We start from the raw sequence: 16,445 nt of genomic DNA on the forward strand, positions 1-16,445 counted from the left end.
AAAAGAAGGATATGGTTTGAGTTCATCTAAACGTGATAATATGGGGCGAGGATTCTTTGTACAGAATACAAAACAATCTACAACATCTTCATTGATCAAATATTTAGTAATCTGTGTCGGATAATAAGGATTTCTGACATAGACATATCCTTCTTTTAAACGATGAAAAAACCAGTCACTATAAAAAGCAATGATATCGCTACGGCCACTGATATTGAAGATCATAATTTATTTTCCTGTTGGAATAAAAGGAATAATACTTTGAGCAATTGTTGAAATCGGCATCGTTTGTAAAACAACACGACCTGGTCCTGTAATGACTGTATGAAATAAACCTTCGCCACCTAATAATTTATTCTTCATACCTGGTACACTTTGTGTTGTCAATTGACAAGTCGCATCCATTAAAGCCAAATTACCTGAATCAACAATGAGCTTTTGCCCAGCTTCTAGCTGATATTCCACAGTTGCACCATCAATTTCAATAAAAGCAACACCATGTCCAGATAAACGGCTCATGACAAAACCTTCACCACCAAAAAGTCCTGTTGATATCTTTTTATGAAAGAAAACACTTCTTTCAACCGTTTCTTCACAAGCTAAAACAGATGATTTTTGAACAACAATTTCCTTACCAGGTGCTATATCATATTTTTTGATTTCACCAGGAAATGAAGAACCAAAAGCAATTTTACCAGTTTCTCTTGCCTGATAGACATTTAAAAACATTGTTTCTCCTGAAAACATTCTCCCAAAGGCTTTACCAATACCACCACTCGTTGTTTCCATTGTCATACATGGATCCATCCAAGCCATGGCACCACTATCACTCACCATTTTTTCACCTTTTTCTAATTCACAAATGACAACTGGAAAAGGTGTTCCCTGAATTTCATACTGCATTTTACTTTCCCTCACTTTCTAAAGTTTTTATAATGAATTCTGCTGTTTTTTGATGTGATGCCAAAGGAACTTGATGCACATCACAAACACGCATTAAAGCATTGATATCTGGCTCGTGGGGTTGGGCTGTCAAAGGATCTCTAAAGAAAATCACAAAATCCATTTTTCCCTCACCAACATATCCCCCTATCTGCTGATCACCACCATAAGGTCCAGACAAACAACGATGAATCATCAAATCTGTATTTTCCATAATTTTTAATCCTGTTGTCCCTGTCGCAAACAATGTATGTTGTTTAAAAAATTCTTCATGCTTTTTCACAAAAGCAATCATTTCTTGTTTTTTAGAATCATGAGCTATCAAAGCTATATTCATATCCACCACTCCTTTGTTTTATTATACATGAAAAAAAGCTCTCATCAAAATGAAAGCTTACAAAATATATTTTTCAATAAATTTTCCAATACCATCATGGTCATGATCATCTGTAATATAATCAGCCACACTCTTTGTTTTTTCACTACCATTAGCCATCACAACACCAATACCTGCATGAAGGGTCATATCATAATCATTATCAGCATCACCAAATGTACAAAGCTGTTTCATATCAATGCCATGCATATCCATGACTTCCTGTAAGCCATGTGTTTTTGTAACTCTTGGATCCATATATTCAAACAGTTCACTGGATGTTTTCAAAGAAGCTGATTTATATTTTTCATTAGAAAAAGTCTGACTTCTTTCTACAACTGAATCCATATCTTCAGGATGACAAATAATAATTAATTTTGCGCGTGGTTCTTTTAAAAATTCATCAAAATTGGCCACTTGATAAGGGACTTTATCTGCCTTTGATAACATTTGAATATGTTCATCATCTTTAGGAGCATATAAAATTCCTTGATCAGGAATCGCAAAATTGACATTCATATCTTCAAAATGACGAATCACATCTTGAATCAAAGCACCATCTAATGGAAAGCTTGATTTTTCAACCTGCAATGTATAATCATTAATTTCTGCTCCACCAGTTCCTACAATTGCATCAACCAATCCATCAATTCCCCATGATTTTAAAAGGGTTTTGACACTATGCACATCTCTACCTGTGGATAAACCAAATAAAATTCCTTTTTCTCTTGCTTTTTTTATCATTTCTACTGTCATTGGTGAAACAATTCCTTGACTATTTAATAATGTTCCATCAACATCACACATAATTGCTTTTACATCCATTTTAAAACTCCTTAAATATAATATTTTGTATAATAATAAATACGTAAAATATCAAAGACCATCATGATCTGATAGTTAAATTGGATCCCATCAAAACGTCCCGGTACCTGTACCACATAATCTGCACCTAAATCATTTTTCTTTTTATATTTCACATTCTGTGTTAATAAAACAATCTTAGCATCATGAATGTTTTGATCGGCACTTTCTTTTAAATAATCATGCAAAGTTCTTCCTGTTGCACTAATAAAGATCACAACATCATCTTTTTGAAATTGAAAATCTTTCACAAAATGGTGATATTGAATCACTTCTTTACCAAAAGTAATAAAGTCTGTTTGAAATTCAACCGCAATACTTGTTGGATATAATGCTCCAATGATAATGACACGTTTCTTTTTAAAAATCAATTCACAAATTTGTTCAAGTTCTTTGATAAATGTGTCTTTATCATAAGAAGCATCCAGCTGTTCAATCAACTGTGAAGCAGAGATTCCTAACATACGTGCACGAATCTGTGATACACGTAACATATAATCGGCTACTAATTCGCTTTGAAATTCTTCATAAGTCTGAAAACCTAAATGTTGACAAAAATCTAAAATCTCATCTTCTTGAAAACCACCTTCATCCATCACTCTTTGTAAAGAATAATCTTCCATCTCAACATAATGATGAACAATAAACAATCCAATACGATACATATGATCATCATCTAAACAACCATTTAAATATTTTAAAATTCTTGATAAAACAATGTCCATAAAGAAGCCTCCTTATCTGATAATTTTATTATAATCCTTTTTTATCAAAAAACATGTTTTTTCTCAAATAGATAGAAGACATAATGATTGTATCAAAAATAATAATCAAATACTTATTTTTCTATGAAATAAATCATTTTTATCATCAAAAAGCTTCTTTTAAAGAAAAGAATGACAAATTTTTTTCATTGAAAAAGGCTTGATTCCATTCAAGCCTGATATTGTATTATCCTATTAAATCCATTTCTTTCATAACCTTATAAATACCATCTTGATCTGGATCAGTAAAGAAATATTTTCCTAACGCTTTTAAATTATCTGATGCTCCTTCATAAACAACACCTGTTTCGACTTCTTGAAGCATCTGATAATCATTCATACTATCACCAAAACCAATAGTATCTTTCATTTGACCATGAAAATGATTAACAACTTTTAAAATACCATCTGCTTTTGTACAATATTTTAATATAATTTCTCCATTAATAAAATCATCCTCTTCTTTAGAAAAAGTCACAATATTAAAGAATTCTTCTAAAAATGGTACACAATCATAAAAGCTTTGTTTATTTGGTGCAATAAAACAAACCTTTGTAACACCTGTAGTTAAAATATTAAAATCTTTGATAGGTAAACGATTTTCCCCCATACGTCTTAACTGGAAAAAACGCATTAATTCTAAGTTATTTTCACAGTCTTTTTGATGTTTTTGATCAAAGAACTCATTGACACCAGGTGTCTGATATAAAGCTTTTTTCGTTTCCAATGTAAACAAAATATGATTATTGATAAATAAAGTCATGACTTCTGATAAGATATACTGATTCATAAAATTTTCAAATATATACTCACCATCAACAATCACAAATCCACCAGCACTACAAATTGCCCCATCAAACTCAATATTCTTGATATCTCCTACAATAGAAGTAGGAGCACGACCCGTACATAAAAATGCACGATGTCCATTTTGTCTTGCCTGTTGAATAGCCATTTTTGTTTTCTCTGTGACCATTTTAGATTTGCCTACTAATGTCCCATCAATATCAAAAAATAAAAATTTTCCCATAATTTCACCACCGATTATCATTATACATCAAATTTTGATATCAGATATAAAAATATCATTTTTTGAAAATAATTATGATAAAACTTCATCAATCAATATAGGTTTATTTACAAATTCATTTGAAAACTCATAGGCATCCAAAATATCTTTTTGTAATTCTTTAGAAAGTCCAGTATTTGTATGAACTTCAACTAATACATCTCCTTTTTTGACAAAGTCACCTATTTTTTTATGCAAGATCAAACCAACACTATAATCAATCTCATCATCCGTTGTTTCACGTCCTCCACCTAATTTCATACTGACAATTCCCAGTGGTTTTGCCTTTAAATCCTTAACATATCCGGTTGTCTGACTGTAAACAGGAATGACTTCTTTAGCTTTTGGAAACATTTCTGGATGACGAACGTAAGCATCATCTCCTCCTTGTGCTTTCACCATTGCACAAAAAGTTCTCAATGCCTGTTTACTATCAATAGCCTCCTGCAACATCTTTCTGGCTGAAAGTAATGAATCTGCCTTTTGAGCTTGAATTAACATATGACTTCCGGCCTGTAAACAAAGCTCTAATAAATCTTCTGGCCCATGCCCATTTAAAGTATCAATAGCTTCTTTAACTTCCAGACTATTTCCAATAGCATAACCTAACGGCTGACTCATATTAGAAATGGTTGCTCTGGTATCTTTGCCAAGCGAATCACCAATTTCAATCATTGTACGTGCCAATTCTTTTGCTTCTTCAATGGTATTCATAAAGGCACCATCACCATATTTGACATCTAACAATATCGCATCACTGCCGGCCGCCAGTTTTTTTGACATAATAGAAGATGCAATTAATGGAATACAGGAAACAGTTGCGGTAACATCACGTAAAGCATACATTTTTTTATCAGCTGGATCTAAATGACCACTCTGTCCAATAATCGCCAATCCACAATCATTAACCTGCTTCACAAAATCTTCTTCATCAATCATAATATGAAGTCCTGGTATAGATTCTAATTTATCCAATGTTCCACCAGTATGTCCTAATCCTCTTCCGCTCATTTTAGCTACTGGTACTCCACAGGCTGCCACAATCGGTCCTAAAACCAAAGATGTTTTATCACCAACACCGCCAGTGCTATGTTTATCAACTTTGATTCCTTGAATACGACTTAAATCAATGACATCACCACTATGCATCATTTCTTTGGTTAAAATAGCTGTTTCTTCTTTATCTAAGCCTTGAAAACAAACGGCCATCAACCATGCACTCATCTGATAATCAGGTATATCACCTTTTGTATAACCTGCTACAATAAAGTGAATCTCTTCTGGAGTATGTTTGAATCCATCTTTTTTCTTTTCAATCAAATCAACCATTCGCATATTTTATTCCTCACTTTTCTTTTTTAAAAGATTACGAAATCTTATATCTCCATTATACACTCCCCAGATTGTGAATGCACTATTTATCCAAAAATCAATATGATTTAACATAACATCAAAAGCATATCCCCAGTTTGCTATAATACCACTTACTAAAATCAAATAAATGATCCACATCAAAACATATCCAAACTTTTTTCTTCTAAATATAAGATAATAAGCCAACCAATATCCATATGACAAATAATACATATTCGTAAATGGAGCCAAATGTTCTTCCAACATTAACCATCCTAAATCCCAGTGCCACGTAAAAGATATCCAAAATACACTAAGCATTGATACGATAAATAAAACCATATTCCATCTTTCATTGCGTTGCATCTTATGATAATCTTCTTTTAAAACTTGTGGAACAACTTCATGATGTTCTGTTTCATATTCTCCTAAGAAAAATTCACTTATAGTTATTCCTAATATTTCACATAAAGGGATATAAAGCGAAGCATCAGGAAGATGAATGCCCCTTTCCCATTTAGATACGGATTTATCTGTAACAGAAAGTTTTTCAGCCAATTGTTTTTGAGTCAATCCTTTTTTCTTACGACAAGTTGCTATGAATAATCCTATTTTCTTTTGATCCATAATGATTCCTCCTGCCTTCATTATAACGAAAACAGATAAAAAGGACACCACGTAAAAGTAGAATCATATAAAAAAGCAGTTCATCATTCCAATAAACTGCTTAAACTTTTCTATTTTCTTATTTTTTCAATTGAACAGGAATCCAAACCTCACTGTAGGCATAATGATCTTGATGTTCATCCATTTTTGTAAAAGAAAATGATAATGAATATGCTAGTTCATAATCAGAAGTTGGAAGCCACTTAGCATAAATACTTGCCATTGTGTTTTGTAAAGTTGATGGGAATGGTCCTTCATTTGGAAATACTGCCCATGTAAGTGGAGGAACTGAAAGTTGATCAAATTGATCACTAATATCAACACATGTCGTTAAGACACCAATCATATGTGTCAGTTGTCCTTTTTCTTCCAGAAAATCAGTATCAGAATCATAAGATACATTCACGATTTCATACGGTTCCATACTTTGTAGTTGATGCAACTCTCTTTTTTGTTCCTCTGTTATTTCACTTGCTAATTGTACAATTTCATTATTCACACCTTCAAATTGAAGTGATACACGTTTACTGACTCCTACAAAACGAAATGCTTCTTTTTGAATGATTTTATAATCCATATGTTAGCTCCTTGAATGATTATTATTAAAACATTGTTACCTTCTTATGCAATAACTTCTCTTAAAAAGAGAATATCATAAAAATGGAATAAAAAATAGAAAGTTCACTATTGATTTAAAAAGTTTACTACTATTGAATCACACAGCTATGAAAAATCTACATATGGATATATTTTAAATCAAAATAATCTCCGTTTCCTTTTTATGATTTTTATTAATATACAAGCTCTTTATAAAGAAAATACAAAGTTTTATTCAAACTTTGTATCGACTTCAAAAATGCAATGTCCATTTAAATAATCTTTAACAGACATTCTTTTTTTACCTTCTAATTGTAATTCTGTAATCAGATAAACGCCATCATTCACTTTAACTCCAATAGCATCTTTAAAAATCTTGACAATTGTTCCATTGTCCTGATGAGCATGATGTTTCATCGCATTTTCACATTGATGAACCTGTCCTGCCCAGATTTTAACAGTCTTTCCCTGATAAGTTGTATAACTTCCTGGCCATGGATTTGTTCCACGAACTTTATTATAAACTTGTCGAGCAGACATATTCCAGTCAAGACGTTCATCTTCTCTAGAAAGAGTGGGCGCATAAGTCACTAGATTTTCATCTTGAGGTATACGTTGATTTATTCCCTTTAAAATATCTGGTAATGTTTCTTTTAATAATTCTGCACCTAAATCACTTAAACGATCATATAAAATACCTACTGTATCTTCTTCTAAGATAGGTGTTTCTTTTTGGGCAATCATATCTCCAGCATCCATTTTTTTGACCATATACATAATTGTGACACCTGTTTTCTCTTGTCCATCAATAATAGCCTGATGTACTGGTGCACCCCCACGATATAATGGTAACAATGATGCATGAACATTAATACATCCTAAACGAGGAATATCCAAAACAGCCTGTGGTACAATCTGACCATACGCTGCTGTAATAATCAAATCAGGTTTTAAATCTGCAACTGCCTGGTAATCTTCTTTAATACGTGCAGGTTGAATAACAGGAATATCATATTTTAAAGCTTCTACTTTTACATCTGGCATTGTCAAAACTTTTTTTCTACCCACATAACGATCAGGCTGAGTGACAACACCAACAATATTGTAATCCTCTTCTATCAGCATTTTCAAAACAGCCAACGAAAATGATGCTGTTCCCATAAATACAATTCTTTCTTTCATTTTATTCACTCACTTTCACTATCTTATAATATTAGGCTATTTTTCCATTTTATACAATCTTTTTAATTCTTTTTTAAATCATTGACACATAGTTTTGTAAGACCATCTAGCATATATGGACTCATTTCTTTAATTGAATAAAGCTCTGGCATATAATCTTCAGGAATAAATGATAAGAGTTTATTTCTGACTTCATTCATATCATTTGTCATAGGCGAGTACACGGCAATTGCTTCAGGTCCCATAATACATATTGAAGGTAATAATGATTTTGTTACAAGCTCTAATACACCTTCTTGCGTCCATGCCAGTTTTGCACATTCATCAGAAAATTGCATACGATGAATAAAATAACGAACTTCTCCAGCAACCCCATTTCTTCCTGTCACAATCTGACCATGAGAAATAATACCTTGTCCTCCTACACCAAAACCAAATGGTTGTGAGTGAAAGATAATATTTTGATATTCAGGATGTTCTAATGCAAATCCCACAACTGCAGCATTGGCATTATTACATACTAAAACTTTAATTCCATATTTCTTTTCAAATTCATTTTTTATATCCAGAATTTTTTCATCAGGTGAATTTCTTAACTGTTGATCATCTTTAACAATCCCTGGTGTTGCAATACCAATCATATCCACATATTGATGTTTTAATAAAACAGTATCAATAATATCATAAAGATCATAAACATTTAAAGAAGGTTTGATAATCATATTATGATCAATAATTTCACAATGATCACTCAAACGATAATAAATTCTTGTTTGTGCCTTATTATTAGAAATCACAATAGATAAAATACGATTTTCATATTCTATACAATGCGTATGATGTTTTTGCGCTTCCTGTGTTTTGTTAGTATAATACTCTTCAAGTTCATTTTGTAGAAATCTTAAAGCCCCTGGCGCATCATATGAAGCAAAAACAGTTGTGGGAATCTGAAGGACTAATTTATCTGTTAAACTTTCTTTTAAACGATTCAACATATAACCAATCTGTGGTGCAATGAATACAACATCATATTTATCAACTTCTTCATAAATACTTAAATAAGAAACAGCATCAAAATGATAATCCAACCCTAACATTCCTGCCACACTATTTAAGTTCTCTGCAAACATAGACGTTGTCAAACCAGATGAGCATGATAAAAGAACTTGTAAAGTTTTTTCATTTTTTAAGCCAACTAATGTTTCTACCATTTCATCAAATAATTGTTTTGCATGATCTTCATCATTCAACTCAAAATGAAGATAGAATTTCACTGAATCATCTTTTTTAGAAACAATAGAGAACTCTACAATTGTGCTTTGTTCAATAACAGTAAAACGAATAGAAGCCTCTCCATAATCCGTAACTAATCTGATTAAAGATTCATTATCTTCTACAATCTGATAATCATCATTATATTGTTCTTTAATCCATGATTGAAAATCAAAATCCAATTCCTTTTTCTTAGTATCCATATATTTTCCTCACTTTGATATTTGTTAATCATATTGTATCATTCACCATTATCAAATAAAACCCTTAAATAAAAAAAGTAGAACAATGCTGGCATTGTTCTACATAAAACTTTCGTTTTTGTCCTTCTACTTATTATATGCATTTTTCGTATAAATAATCAACTATTTTTTTTACAAATTCATAATGAGATACGAGTATATTGTCTTTAATAAAATAATCCCTATGTTTAATAAATCTGACATGAATTAAATCTTTTCATCTGTTAAATTGTTTTTCTTTTAAGACAGAACTAGTACAAACTTCATTAAATAAAAATAAAGTTGCTATAAAATCATGGATTACTGGATTCATAATTTTTTTTCGTCTAGAATTTTTACTGATGTTTGGTATTTTTGTTAATAAAAGAACTAATTCTTTGCTTGGTTCAATTATATTTTTTGTATTATTGTATAAATGTGTGTGAGTATAGGGCTTTCTTAAAGTGTTTAATAAGCAATTATTATGAGCTGATGCATTTCTAATAAATTTTAAAGGCCATAACAAATGATTGATTGTTCTGGACTTATTTTCTGGATAAAGTTCGTAATATAATTCAAAAAGTTTAATAAAATCACCAAATGAAAGGACTTCTACAATGTTCCATATAGCCCAATTATTTTGGTATTTATGAATCAAATCAGCACATGCAGAATCATTCTTTTTATGATTTATATTTTGTTTAATATATGGATATTTTATAAAAAGTTTATCAATAATATGATATCCATCTTCTTGATCATTGTGAGTTAAATCATTAATTAATTTTACTTTTAAAAAATGCTCTGTATCTAAAGATAGTTTGATAATATATTCCCTTAAATACATATCAAGTTTTGATAATTCCACTAAATAGGCAAAATCTAAGTTAATATATACATTTTTTACTTCATTGTATTCAAAAGATTTAGCGAAAGATTTTAACTTAAAGTAATATGTATGGTGTGTCAAATATTGTATAGCAGATTGCTCATTGATAATATTAAACTTAATATTTTTACTCTTTAGATTTATAATTTGTTGTGAAACTGAACACTTTGTGCGCATGATTATTCACCTCCAATTTATTTTAGCATTATTCCATCAGATAATGTCAATGAAAGAATTATCTCATTCTTCAAAAAAATAAAATCTTATACCTTTACAAAACATAAAATTGACTTTTTCAATTGACTAAATTTATATATCTTAAACATCATATAAAAAAGCTGTTGACTCTATATACTTTATCAACAGCTTAAAGCAGCATGAATTCATGCTATTTGATTTCATTCACTTTTTCTAAAACACGTGATGCATCTTCTCCCTCAACAGGAGTTGGCTGATAATTATTACGTGATGCTGTCGAAGAAATCATACATGGAATGATTTGATTATCTTCTTTTACCAATTGATCATTTTCAAAAGAAAATGTGTGCTGATAAATCATTGTATCCTTATCACTAGGATTCTTATTACCACCAAAACAGAAATTACCTAAACTATAAACAATCTTCTTTCCTTTATATGTTTCAATTCCCTGTAAAACATGAGGATGTGAACCTATAATCAAATCTGCCCCTGCATCAATGCTTTCCTTTGCAATACGACGTTGTGAATCCATAGGTGCTTCATCACGCTCAATTCCCCAATGATAATAAATAATAACTAAATCACTTTTTGTTTTTAAATCTGTAATTGCTTTTTTCATTTCTGCAGTAAATTCATATGGAAAAGAATATCCTAAAAAACCAATCTTGATACCTTTGACATCTACAATACAACTTTCATCATAACCAAAATGCTTAATATTCTTTTGATCCAAGACCTCTTTTGTGTCTTCCATTCCTTGTTCAAAATGATCACGAGAATGATTATTAGCTAAAGTAACAGCTTCCACACTTCCCTCTGTTAAAATATCAACATATTCTGGTTTTCCTTTAAAAGCAAAAGTCTTTTCAGCATAATCTTGACTTGTTGTTAGAGGACCTTCTAAATTGGCTATAGTTAAATCATCTTTTTCAAAAACTGATTTTACATTCTTTAAAAAATAACGACAATCCTTTCCCTGCTTTTCATATTCCTGATCAAAAGACCCCTCATAGCCTTGACCAGCATAATTACCTAAAGTAATATCTCCTACAAAAGATAACGTGATTTCTGTTTTTTTCACTTCTGGTTCTTTTTCAACTTGTTTTTCTTCTTTCACTTCTTCTTTCTTTTCACTTTGACATCCCATCAATGTCAAAGCAAAACACATCACCAATAAAAACTGTATTCCCTTCTTCATATAACCACCTATTATTCTTCTTCTAAATAAAACTTTTCATAATAACGAATTCTCATTAAATCTAAAATCATCATCGTCTGATAACTAAATTCCAAGCCATCAAATGTTCCTAAAACATGAACAACATAATCCGGACAAACATTTTCAAATTGAATATATTTCATATTTTGTGTAACCAATACAACATAAGCATCACAAAGATTTTGTTTCACCATCTTTTTGGCATTATATTCCATTGTACGACCTGTAGCTGTAATAAATAAAACAACATCATCCTCATTAAATTGAAATGATTTATCAAAATGATGATACTCAATAACTTCTTTTCCTAGAGTAATTAAATCTGTCTGAAAATCAACAGCAATACTACTTGGATAAAGTGCTCCCACAATAACAACTCTTTTCTTTTGAAAAATCAAATCACAAATTTCATCAATTGTGTTTAAAAATTCTTCTTTTGAAAATTTAATATTTAAATGTGATAAAAACTTATCTACATGTGTATGTAACATTCTGGCTTTGATTTGATCTAAACGTAATTGTTTATCTAAATTCATTTGTTCATGAAATTCTTCATAAGAATGAAGTCCTAAATGTTTAAAAAATGATAATGCTTCTTCTTGTGTACAATGGGCTTTGGCTATAAACTTTGAAAAATCATAACAACAAATCTGATGATAATTTTTCACAACAAAACTTCCAATACGATACATATAATCGTCATCTAAACATCCATTTAAATATTTTAAAATACGCGATATTAATATTTCCATCATTGACCCTCCTTTATTACCATTATATCGCAAAACATCAAAGAAAACGAATATTTTCCTCATCTATACAAAAACTGTAACGAAAACATTTCGCTACAGTCCTTATTTAAATACTCTTTGTGACTTGATATCCTTCACTGATGGTATCTTTGATATTTCCTACCTGATGGGCATCGCCAATGATATGATAAGTTATATTCGCTTGTTTCAACATATCTTCTATAGATGAATCTGGTCGATAGCCACAGGCAAAAACCAATGTATCTGCATCATCAATTGTATAAGATTGTTGATTTTGTACATAAATGATTTGATTATTTGTCACTTGTTCCACTTTCGCATTCACAATCATCTTGACACCTTTTTTCATGAGTCTTTGGACAAGCAATGAACGACCTGGTCCAGATTCATTCAACATGACCTCCTGTCCCATTTCAATGATTGTTATATCACGATTTCGAGGGAAATGATCATTCACTAATGGTGCCAGATAGTCTGCCAGTTCACAGCCTACTGAACCACCACCGACAATGACAATTTTACGTCCTGGAAAAGCACGTCCATTCAAGATATCATCACCTGTCATCCACTGTTTAAATGATGTCATAGATTGAGGGATAATAGCTTTGGCTCCCGTTGATGCGATGACTTCATAATCATGGAATTCATTTTGTAACATCTCTAAAGTCACCATTGTTTTTGTTCGTATATCAACACCTGATTGAACAAGGCGATGACGCATCCATTTGATCACTTGGCATAAATCTTGCTTTCCAATAGGAACACTGGCAGCTTTTAAAGCACCACCAACATCATCTTCTTTTTCACAGAGGACAACATCATGTCCTCGTTTTTTCGCAACATAGGCAGCTTCCATTCCAGCTGGACCAGCACCAATAACTAAGATTTTCTTTTTCATCAAAGATGGTTGTAATGTATCTTCGTTTTCTAAAGCAAATGAAGGATTCATTGTACAGGCAACAGGCTTACCAAACATAATGCCATTTAAACAACGTAAGCACCCAATACATGGACGAATATCTTCAATGCGTCCATCTTTTGCTTTATTAGCAAATTCAGGATCACAGAGATTGGCACGTCCAATCATACAGGCATCAGCTTTACCATTGGCAATAATTTCTTCTGCCACCCAAGGTTCAACAATACGTCCCACTGTCGCAACAGGAATAGAAACATGTTTTTTAATTTCAGCTGCCAGGGCGACATGTGAACCCATTGGTGTTCCCGGTGCTGGAATAGAACTTCCTCTGGCAATCGTTGTTCCCCCAGATACATGAAGCATATCGACACCATGAGCTTCTAATTGTTTGGCAACATAAACCATATCCGTTAAATTTAACCCACCATCACTATATTCATCACCAGAAATACGTACATCAATAATAAAGTCTTTTCCACAGGCATTTCTAATGGCTTCAATAACTTCTAAAGTCAATTTCAAACGTGCATCAATATTGCCACCATATTCATCAGTTCGTTTATTATACAGTGGTGATAAGAAACCACCTAACAATCCATGCGCATGAGCCGCATGAACTTCAACACCATCTCCACCAGCCTTTTGTACTCTCAAAGCTGCATCAGCAAATTGTTGAATAATCACTTTCAGTTCTTCTTTTGTGACAGGACGAGGTGCTTCTTTGGCATAATAAGGCCCAACATGCGATGGGGCAATCAACTGTGGTGTTCCCGGAATAGGAAAGGCCATATAGGCAGGATGAAATAATTGAGGTAAGATTTTAGCACCATATTCATGAACACCTTCAACCAGCTTTTTCCATCCTGCAATAAAGGAATCATCATGAATCGACATATCACCAGGCAAATAAACATAGGTTGGTTCCACTGTCACAACTTCCGTTACAAATAATCCAACACCACCCTTTGCTCGAGCTTTATAATGTTCAACAAGTTCATCTGTCACATAACCCTTATCACCTAAATTAGTTGATAAAGGTGGCATAAATAAACGATTCTTGACTGTTTGCGTTCCTATTTGAATAGGTTCAAATAAATGGGGATATTTCACTTCATTCAACTCCTTAAATTTGATTAGCAGCTAAATAGCCTTCTTCAATCGCACGATTAATATCTGCTGCTTTTTCATGGCAGTCACCCACAACATAAACTGGGATACCTTTTTCTTCTAATAGTGATGTATCAAAAGTATTTGGTTTGGCTCCAACAGCTAAAACAACATAATCACAATCTAATGATATTGTTCCATTTTCATTTTGGGCTTCCACTGTTGAAGATGTAATGGCAGTGACTTTCGTATTAACATATTGTTGTACACCATGTTTTTCAAAATCAGCCATCATTGTTGGTCGAACAGTTGTTGATTCTTCTTTAGCAATCGTATCCATCATTTCAACAATAGACACCTGAGCACCCATTTGTGCTAACATTTCAGCTGTTTCTGCACCAACTAAACCTCCACCAATCACAACAACACGACCATTAGCTAATTGTTCATGATTTAAGACTTTCCATGCATCATAGACATGTGGTAAATCACTTCCTGGAATAGCTGGAATCACATTAGAAGCACCTACTGCCACAATCACTGCATCAGGATTTTCATCTAAAATACATTGAGCACAGACTGTATGTCCTAATCTTAAATCAACATCTAATTCTTTCATTTCATTTGTTAAATAATGGATACCACGATTCATTTCATATTTTCTAGGTGGTACAGCTGCAATATTCAGTTGTCCTCCTAATGTTGTTTCTTTTTCAAATAACACAACATCATGTCCTTTTGTTTTCGCAACTCTGGCAGCTTCCATACCTGCTGGTCCACCGCCCACAACAACAACTTTTTTCTTATCTTTAGCTGGTGTAATCACACGTTCATATTCATAACCATTTTCAGCATTTAATACACAGCTTAAGAACTTTCTGTTTTGAATAGAATCTGTACACCCTTTATTACACATCATACAATGACGAATACGAGAACCTTGCCCTGCTTCTAATTTTTTCACATAGTCTGGATCTGTCAATAAAGAACGTCCTAGACCGATTATATCACAAACACCATTTTCAATAAGGGCTTCACCATTCTCTGGAGTAATAATTCGTCCAACTGCAGAAACTGGAATAGACACAGCATCCTTAATCTGTTTTGTATAAGAAGCCATGAAACAATATGGTGTTGTTCCCATTGCTGGAATTGTATCATTCATATTTCCTGTATGATTGGCTTGTCCTACATGAATCATATCTACGCCTTTTTCTTCCAAGATTTTCGCAAACTTCACAGCTTCTTCAATGAGTAAGCCACCTTTTCCTCTTAAACTTCCATCTGGATTGACAGTCACAACTGGTAACTTATAGTCAATACAAATATCTGGAGCGTATTCTTTAATTGTTTTCACAACATCTAATGCAAAACGAATTCTATTTTCAAAAGAACCACCATATTGATCTTGACGATGATTTAAAATTGTTGAACATAAAGACCCAACCAATCGATCTCCATGAACCTCAATCACATCCACACCTGCCTGATAGGCACGTTTAACACAATCACCCATTTTTCTTAAAATATCATTTAATTGTTCTTCTGTTACTTCATCAATATAATGTAACATATCATGATGCAATTTCGCACGTGCTCCCTGCATATCTCCCTTTTTAAATAATTCAGCCAAAGCATCAACATCATATTCTGGATGAAATAACTGAATCCCTAGTTTACAGTCATAAACATGTAAAGCCTCTGCCAGTTTTTGATAAGCTTCAATTTGTCCATCATGAAATAATTTAGGTGTTGGTGATACAGTATTGACGGGTGCTACATCACCAAGAACAATATAAGCCACTCCCCCTTGAGCAATTCTTTTATAAAAATTGTAACTTTGTTGTCCAATGCTTCCATCTCTTTCTTCATATCCTGTCGTCATTGGTGGAAACATAATCCTATTTTTTAATGTGATTTTTCCAACTTGAATTGGTTCTAATAATTTCATCTTTTTTCCTCCTATTCATAACTACGCATATGATAGCACTTACACATATATAAAACATACTCTTTTAGAATAAAAACATA

General features: G+C 32.3%; 16 protein-coding genes. All 16 read right to left on the bottom strand.

Annotation, left to right across the window (positions count from 1 at the left end; genetic code table 11):
• A partial coding sequence (locus B5E75_RS02240; protein ID WP_143746935.1) for a DUF1848 family protein occupies positions 1-225 on the bottom strand: 225 nt, incomplete at its 3' end.
• Between the two features lie 3 nt (positions 226-228).
• Positions 229-903, bottom strand: a complete 675-nt coding sequence (locus B5E75_RS02245) for a TIGR00266 family protein (RefSeq protein ID WP_087357170.1) — start codon at positions 901-903, stop codon at positions 229-231.
• Position 904: 1 nt separating this feature from the next.
• Complete coding sequence (gene mgsA, locus B5E75_RS02250) at positions 905-1,279, bottom strand: methylglyoxal synthase (RefSeq protein WP_087357171.1); 375 nt, start codon at positions 1,277-1,279, stop codon at positions 905-907.
• 57 nt (positions 1,280-1,336) lie between these two features.
• Entirely contained in the window at positions 1,337-2,143 is an 807-nt protein-coding gene (locus B5E75_RS02255) for a Cof-type HAD-IIB family hydrolase (RefSeq protein ID WP_087357172.1), read from the bottom strand.
• A gap of 11 nt (positions 2,144-2,154) precedes the next feature.
• Complete coding sequence (locus B5E75_RS02260; RefSeq protein ID WP_087357173.1) at positions 2,155-2,907, bottom strand: MurR/RpiR family transcriptional regulator; 753 nt, start codon at positions 2,905-2,907, stop codon at positions 2,155-2,157.
• Positions 2,908-3,133: 226 nt separating this feature from the next.
• Positions 3,134-3,976, bottom strand: coding sequence for a Cof-type HAD-IIB family hydrolase (locus B5E75_RS02265; RefSeq protein WP_087357174.1), 843 nt, complete (start codon positions 3,974-3,976; stop codon positions 3,134-3,136).
• Positions 3,977-4,048: 72 nt separating this feature from the next.
• A complete protein-coding gene (locus tag B5E75_RS02270; protein ID WP_087357175.1) occupies positions 4,049-5,350 on the bottom strand; it encodes a pyrimidine-nucleoside phosphorylase in 1,302 nt (433 codons plus the stop codon).
• A 3-nt stretch (positions 5,351-5,353) separates the two neighbouring features.
• A complete protein-coding gene (locus tag B5E75_RS02275) occupies positions 5,354-5,995 on the bottom strand; it encodes a helix-turn-helix domain-containing protein (protein WP_087357176.1) in 642 nt (213 codons plus the stop codon).
• A gap of 118 nt (positions 5,996-6,113) precedes the next feature.
• Complete coding sequence (locus B5E75_RS02280; RefSeq protein ID WP_087357177.1) at positions 6,114-6,611, bottom strand: GyrI-like domain-containing protein; 498 nt, start codon at positions 6,609-6,611, stop codon at positions 6,114-6,116.
• A gap of 251 nt (positions 6,612-6,862) precedes the next feature.
• Positions 6,863-7,813 carry a methionyl-tRNA formyltransferase gene (gene fmt, locus B5E75_RS02285; RefSeq protein ID WP_087357178.1) on the bottom strand — a complete coding sequence of 317 codons (951 nt, stop codon included), beginning with the start codon at positions 7,811-7,813 and terminating at the stop codon, positions 6,863-6,865.
• A gap of 62 nt (positions 7,814-7,875) precedes the next feature.
• Positions 7,876-9,288: an ROK family protein gene (locus tag B5E75_RS02290; RefSeq protein ID WP_087357179.1), complete on the bottom strand. Its 1,413-nt coding sequence runs from the start codon at positions 9,286-9,288 to the stop codon at positions 7,876-7,878.
• Positions 9,289-9,544: 256 nt separating this feature from the next.
• Complete coding sequence (locus tag B5E75_RS02295) at positions 9,545-10,372, bottom strand: Abi family protein (RefSeq protein ID WP_087357180.1); 828 nt, start codon at positions 10,370-10,372, stop codon at positions 9,545-9,547.
• A 211-nt stretch (positions 10,373-10,583) separates the two neighbouring features.
• Positions 10,584-11,594 carry a CapA family protein gene (locus B5E75_RS02300; protein ID WP_087357181.1) on the bottom strand — a complete coding sequence of 337 codons (1,011 nt, stop codon included), beginning with the start codon at positions 11,592-11,594 and terminating at the stop codon, positions 10,584-10,586.
• Positions 11,595-11,605: 11 nt separating this feature from the next.
• The gene (locus B5E75_RS02305; protein ID WP_087357182.1) at positions 11,606-12,367 is read right to left on the bottom strand and encodes a MurR/RpiR family transcriptional regulator; all 762 of its coding nucleotides are present in this window, start codon (positions 12,365-12,367) and stop codon (positions 11,606-11,608) included.
• A 106-nt stretch (positions 12,368-12,473) separates the two neighbouring features.
• Entirely contained in the window at positions 12,474-14,417 is a 1,944-nt protein-coding gene (locus B5E75_RS02310; protein ID WP_241146606.1) for an NAD(P)/FAD-dependent oxidoreductase, read from the bottom strand.
• A gap of 13 nt (positions 14,418-14,430) precedes the next feature.
• Positions 14,431-16,365 carry a bilirubin reductase, long form gene (gene bilR / locus B5E75_RS02315; protein WP_087357184.1) on the bottom strand — a complete coding sequence of 645 codons (1,935 nt, stop codon included), beginning with the start codon at positions 16,363-16,365 and terminating at the stop codon, positions 14,431-14,433.
• Positions 16,366-16,445: the final 80 nt, after the last annotated feature.

It is taken from the genome of Massiliimicrobium timonense (assembly GCF_002160865.1).
Taxonomy (GTDB): Bacteria; Bacillota_I; Bacilli_A; order Erysipelotrichales; family Coprobacillaceae; genus Allocoprobacillus.

Bases quoted from the DNA above. Each gene is read 5' to 3' on its own strand.
- fmt (WP_087357178.1), bottom strand. From the start codon at position 7,813: ATGAAAGAAAGAATTGTATTTATGGGAACAGCATCATTTTCGTTGGCT.
- B5E75_RS02305 (WP_087357182.1), bottom strand. From the start codon at position 12,367: ATGGAAATATTAATATCGCGTATTTTAAAATATTTAAATGGATGTTTA.
- B5E75_RS02255 (WP_087357172.1), bottom strand. From the start codon at position 2,143: ATGGATGTAAAAGCAATTATGTGTGATGTTGATGGAACATTATTAAAT.
- B5E75_RS02295 (WP_087357180.1), bottom strand. From the start codon at position 10,372: ATGCGCACAAAGTGTTCAGTTTCACAACAAATTATAAATCTAAAGAGT.
- B5E75_RS02260 (WP_087357173.1), bottom strand. From the start codon at position 2,907: ATGGACATTGTTTTATCAAGAATTTTAAAATATTTAAATGGTTGTTTA.
- bilR (WP_087357184.1), bottom strand. From the start codon at position 16,365: ATGAAATTATTAGAACCAATTCAAGTTGGAAAAATCACATTAAAAAAT.
- B5E75_RS02245 (WP_087357170.1), bottom strand. From the start codon at position 903: ATGCAGTATGAAATTCAGGGAACACCTTTTCCAGTTGTCATTTGTGAA.
- B5E75_RS02300 (WP_087357181.1), bottom strand. From the start codon at position 11,594: ATGAAGAAGGGAATACAGTTTTTATTGGTGATGTGTTTTGCTTTGACA.
- mgsA (WP_087357171.1), bottom strand. From the start codon at position 1,279: ATGAATATAGCTTTGATAGCTCATGATTCTAAAAAACAAGAAATGATT.
- B5E75_RS02270 (WP_087357175.1), bottom strand. From the start codon at position 5,350: ATGCGAATGGTTGATTTGATTGAAAAGAAAAAAGATGGATTCAAACAT.
- B5E75_RS02290 (WP_087357179.1), bottom strand. From the start codon at position 9,288: ATGGATACTAAGAAAAAGGAATTGGATTTTGATTTTCAATCATGGATT.
- B5E75_RS02275 (WP_087357176.1), bottom strand. From the start codon at position 5,995: ATGGATCAAAAGAAAATAGGATTATTCATAGCAACTTGTCGTAAGAAA.
- B5E75_RS02280 (WP_087357177.1), bottom strand. From the start codon at position 6,611: ATGGATTATAAAATCATTCAAAAAGAAGCATTTCGTTTTGTAGGAGTC.
- B5E75_RS02265 (WP_087357174.1), bottom strand. From the start codon at position 3,976: ATGGGAAAATTTTTATTTTTTGATATTGATGGGACATTAGTAGGCAAA.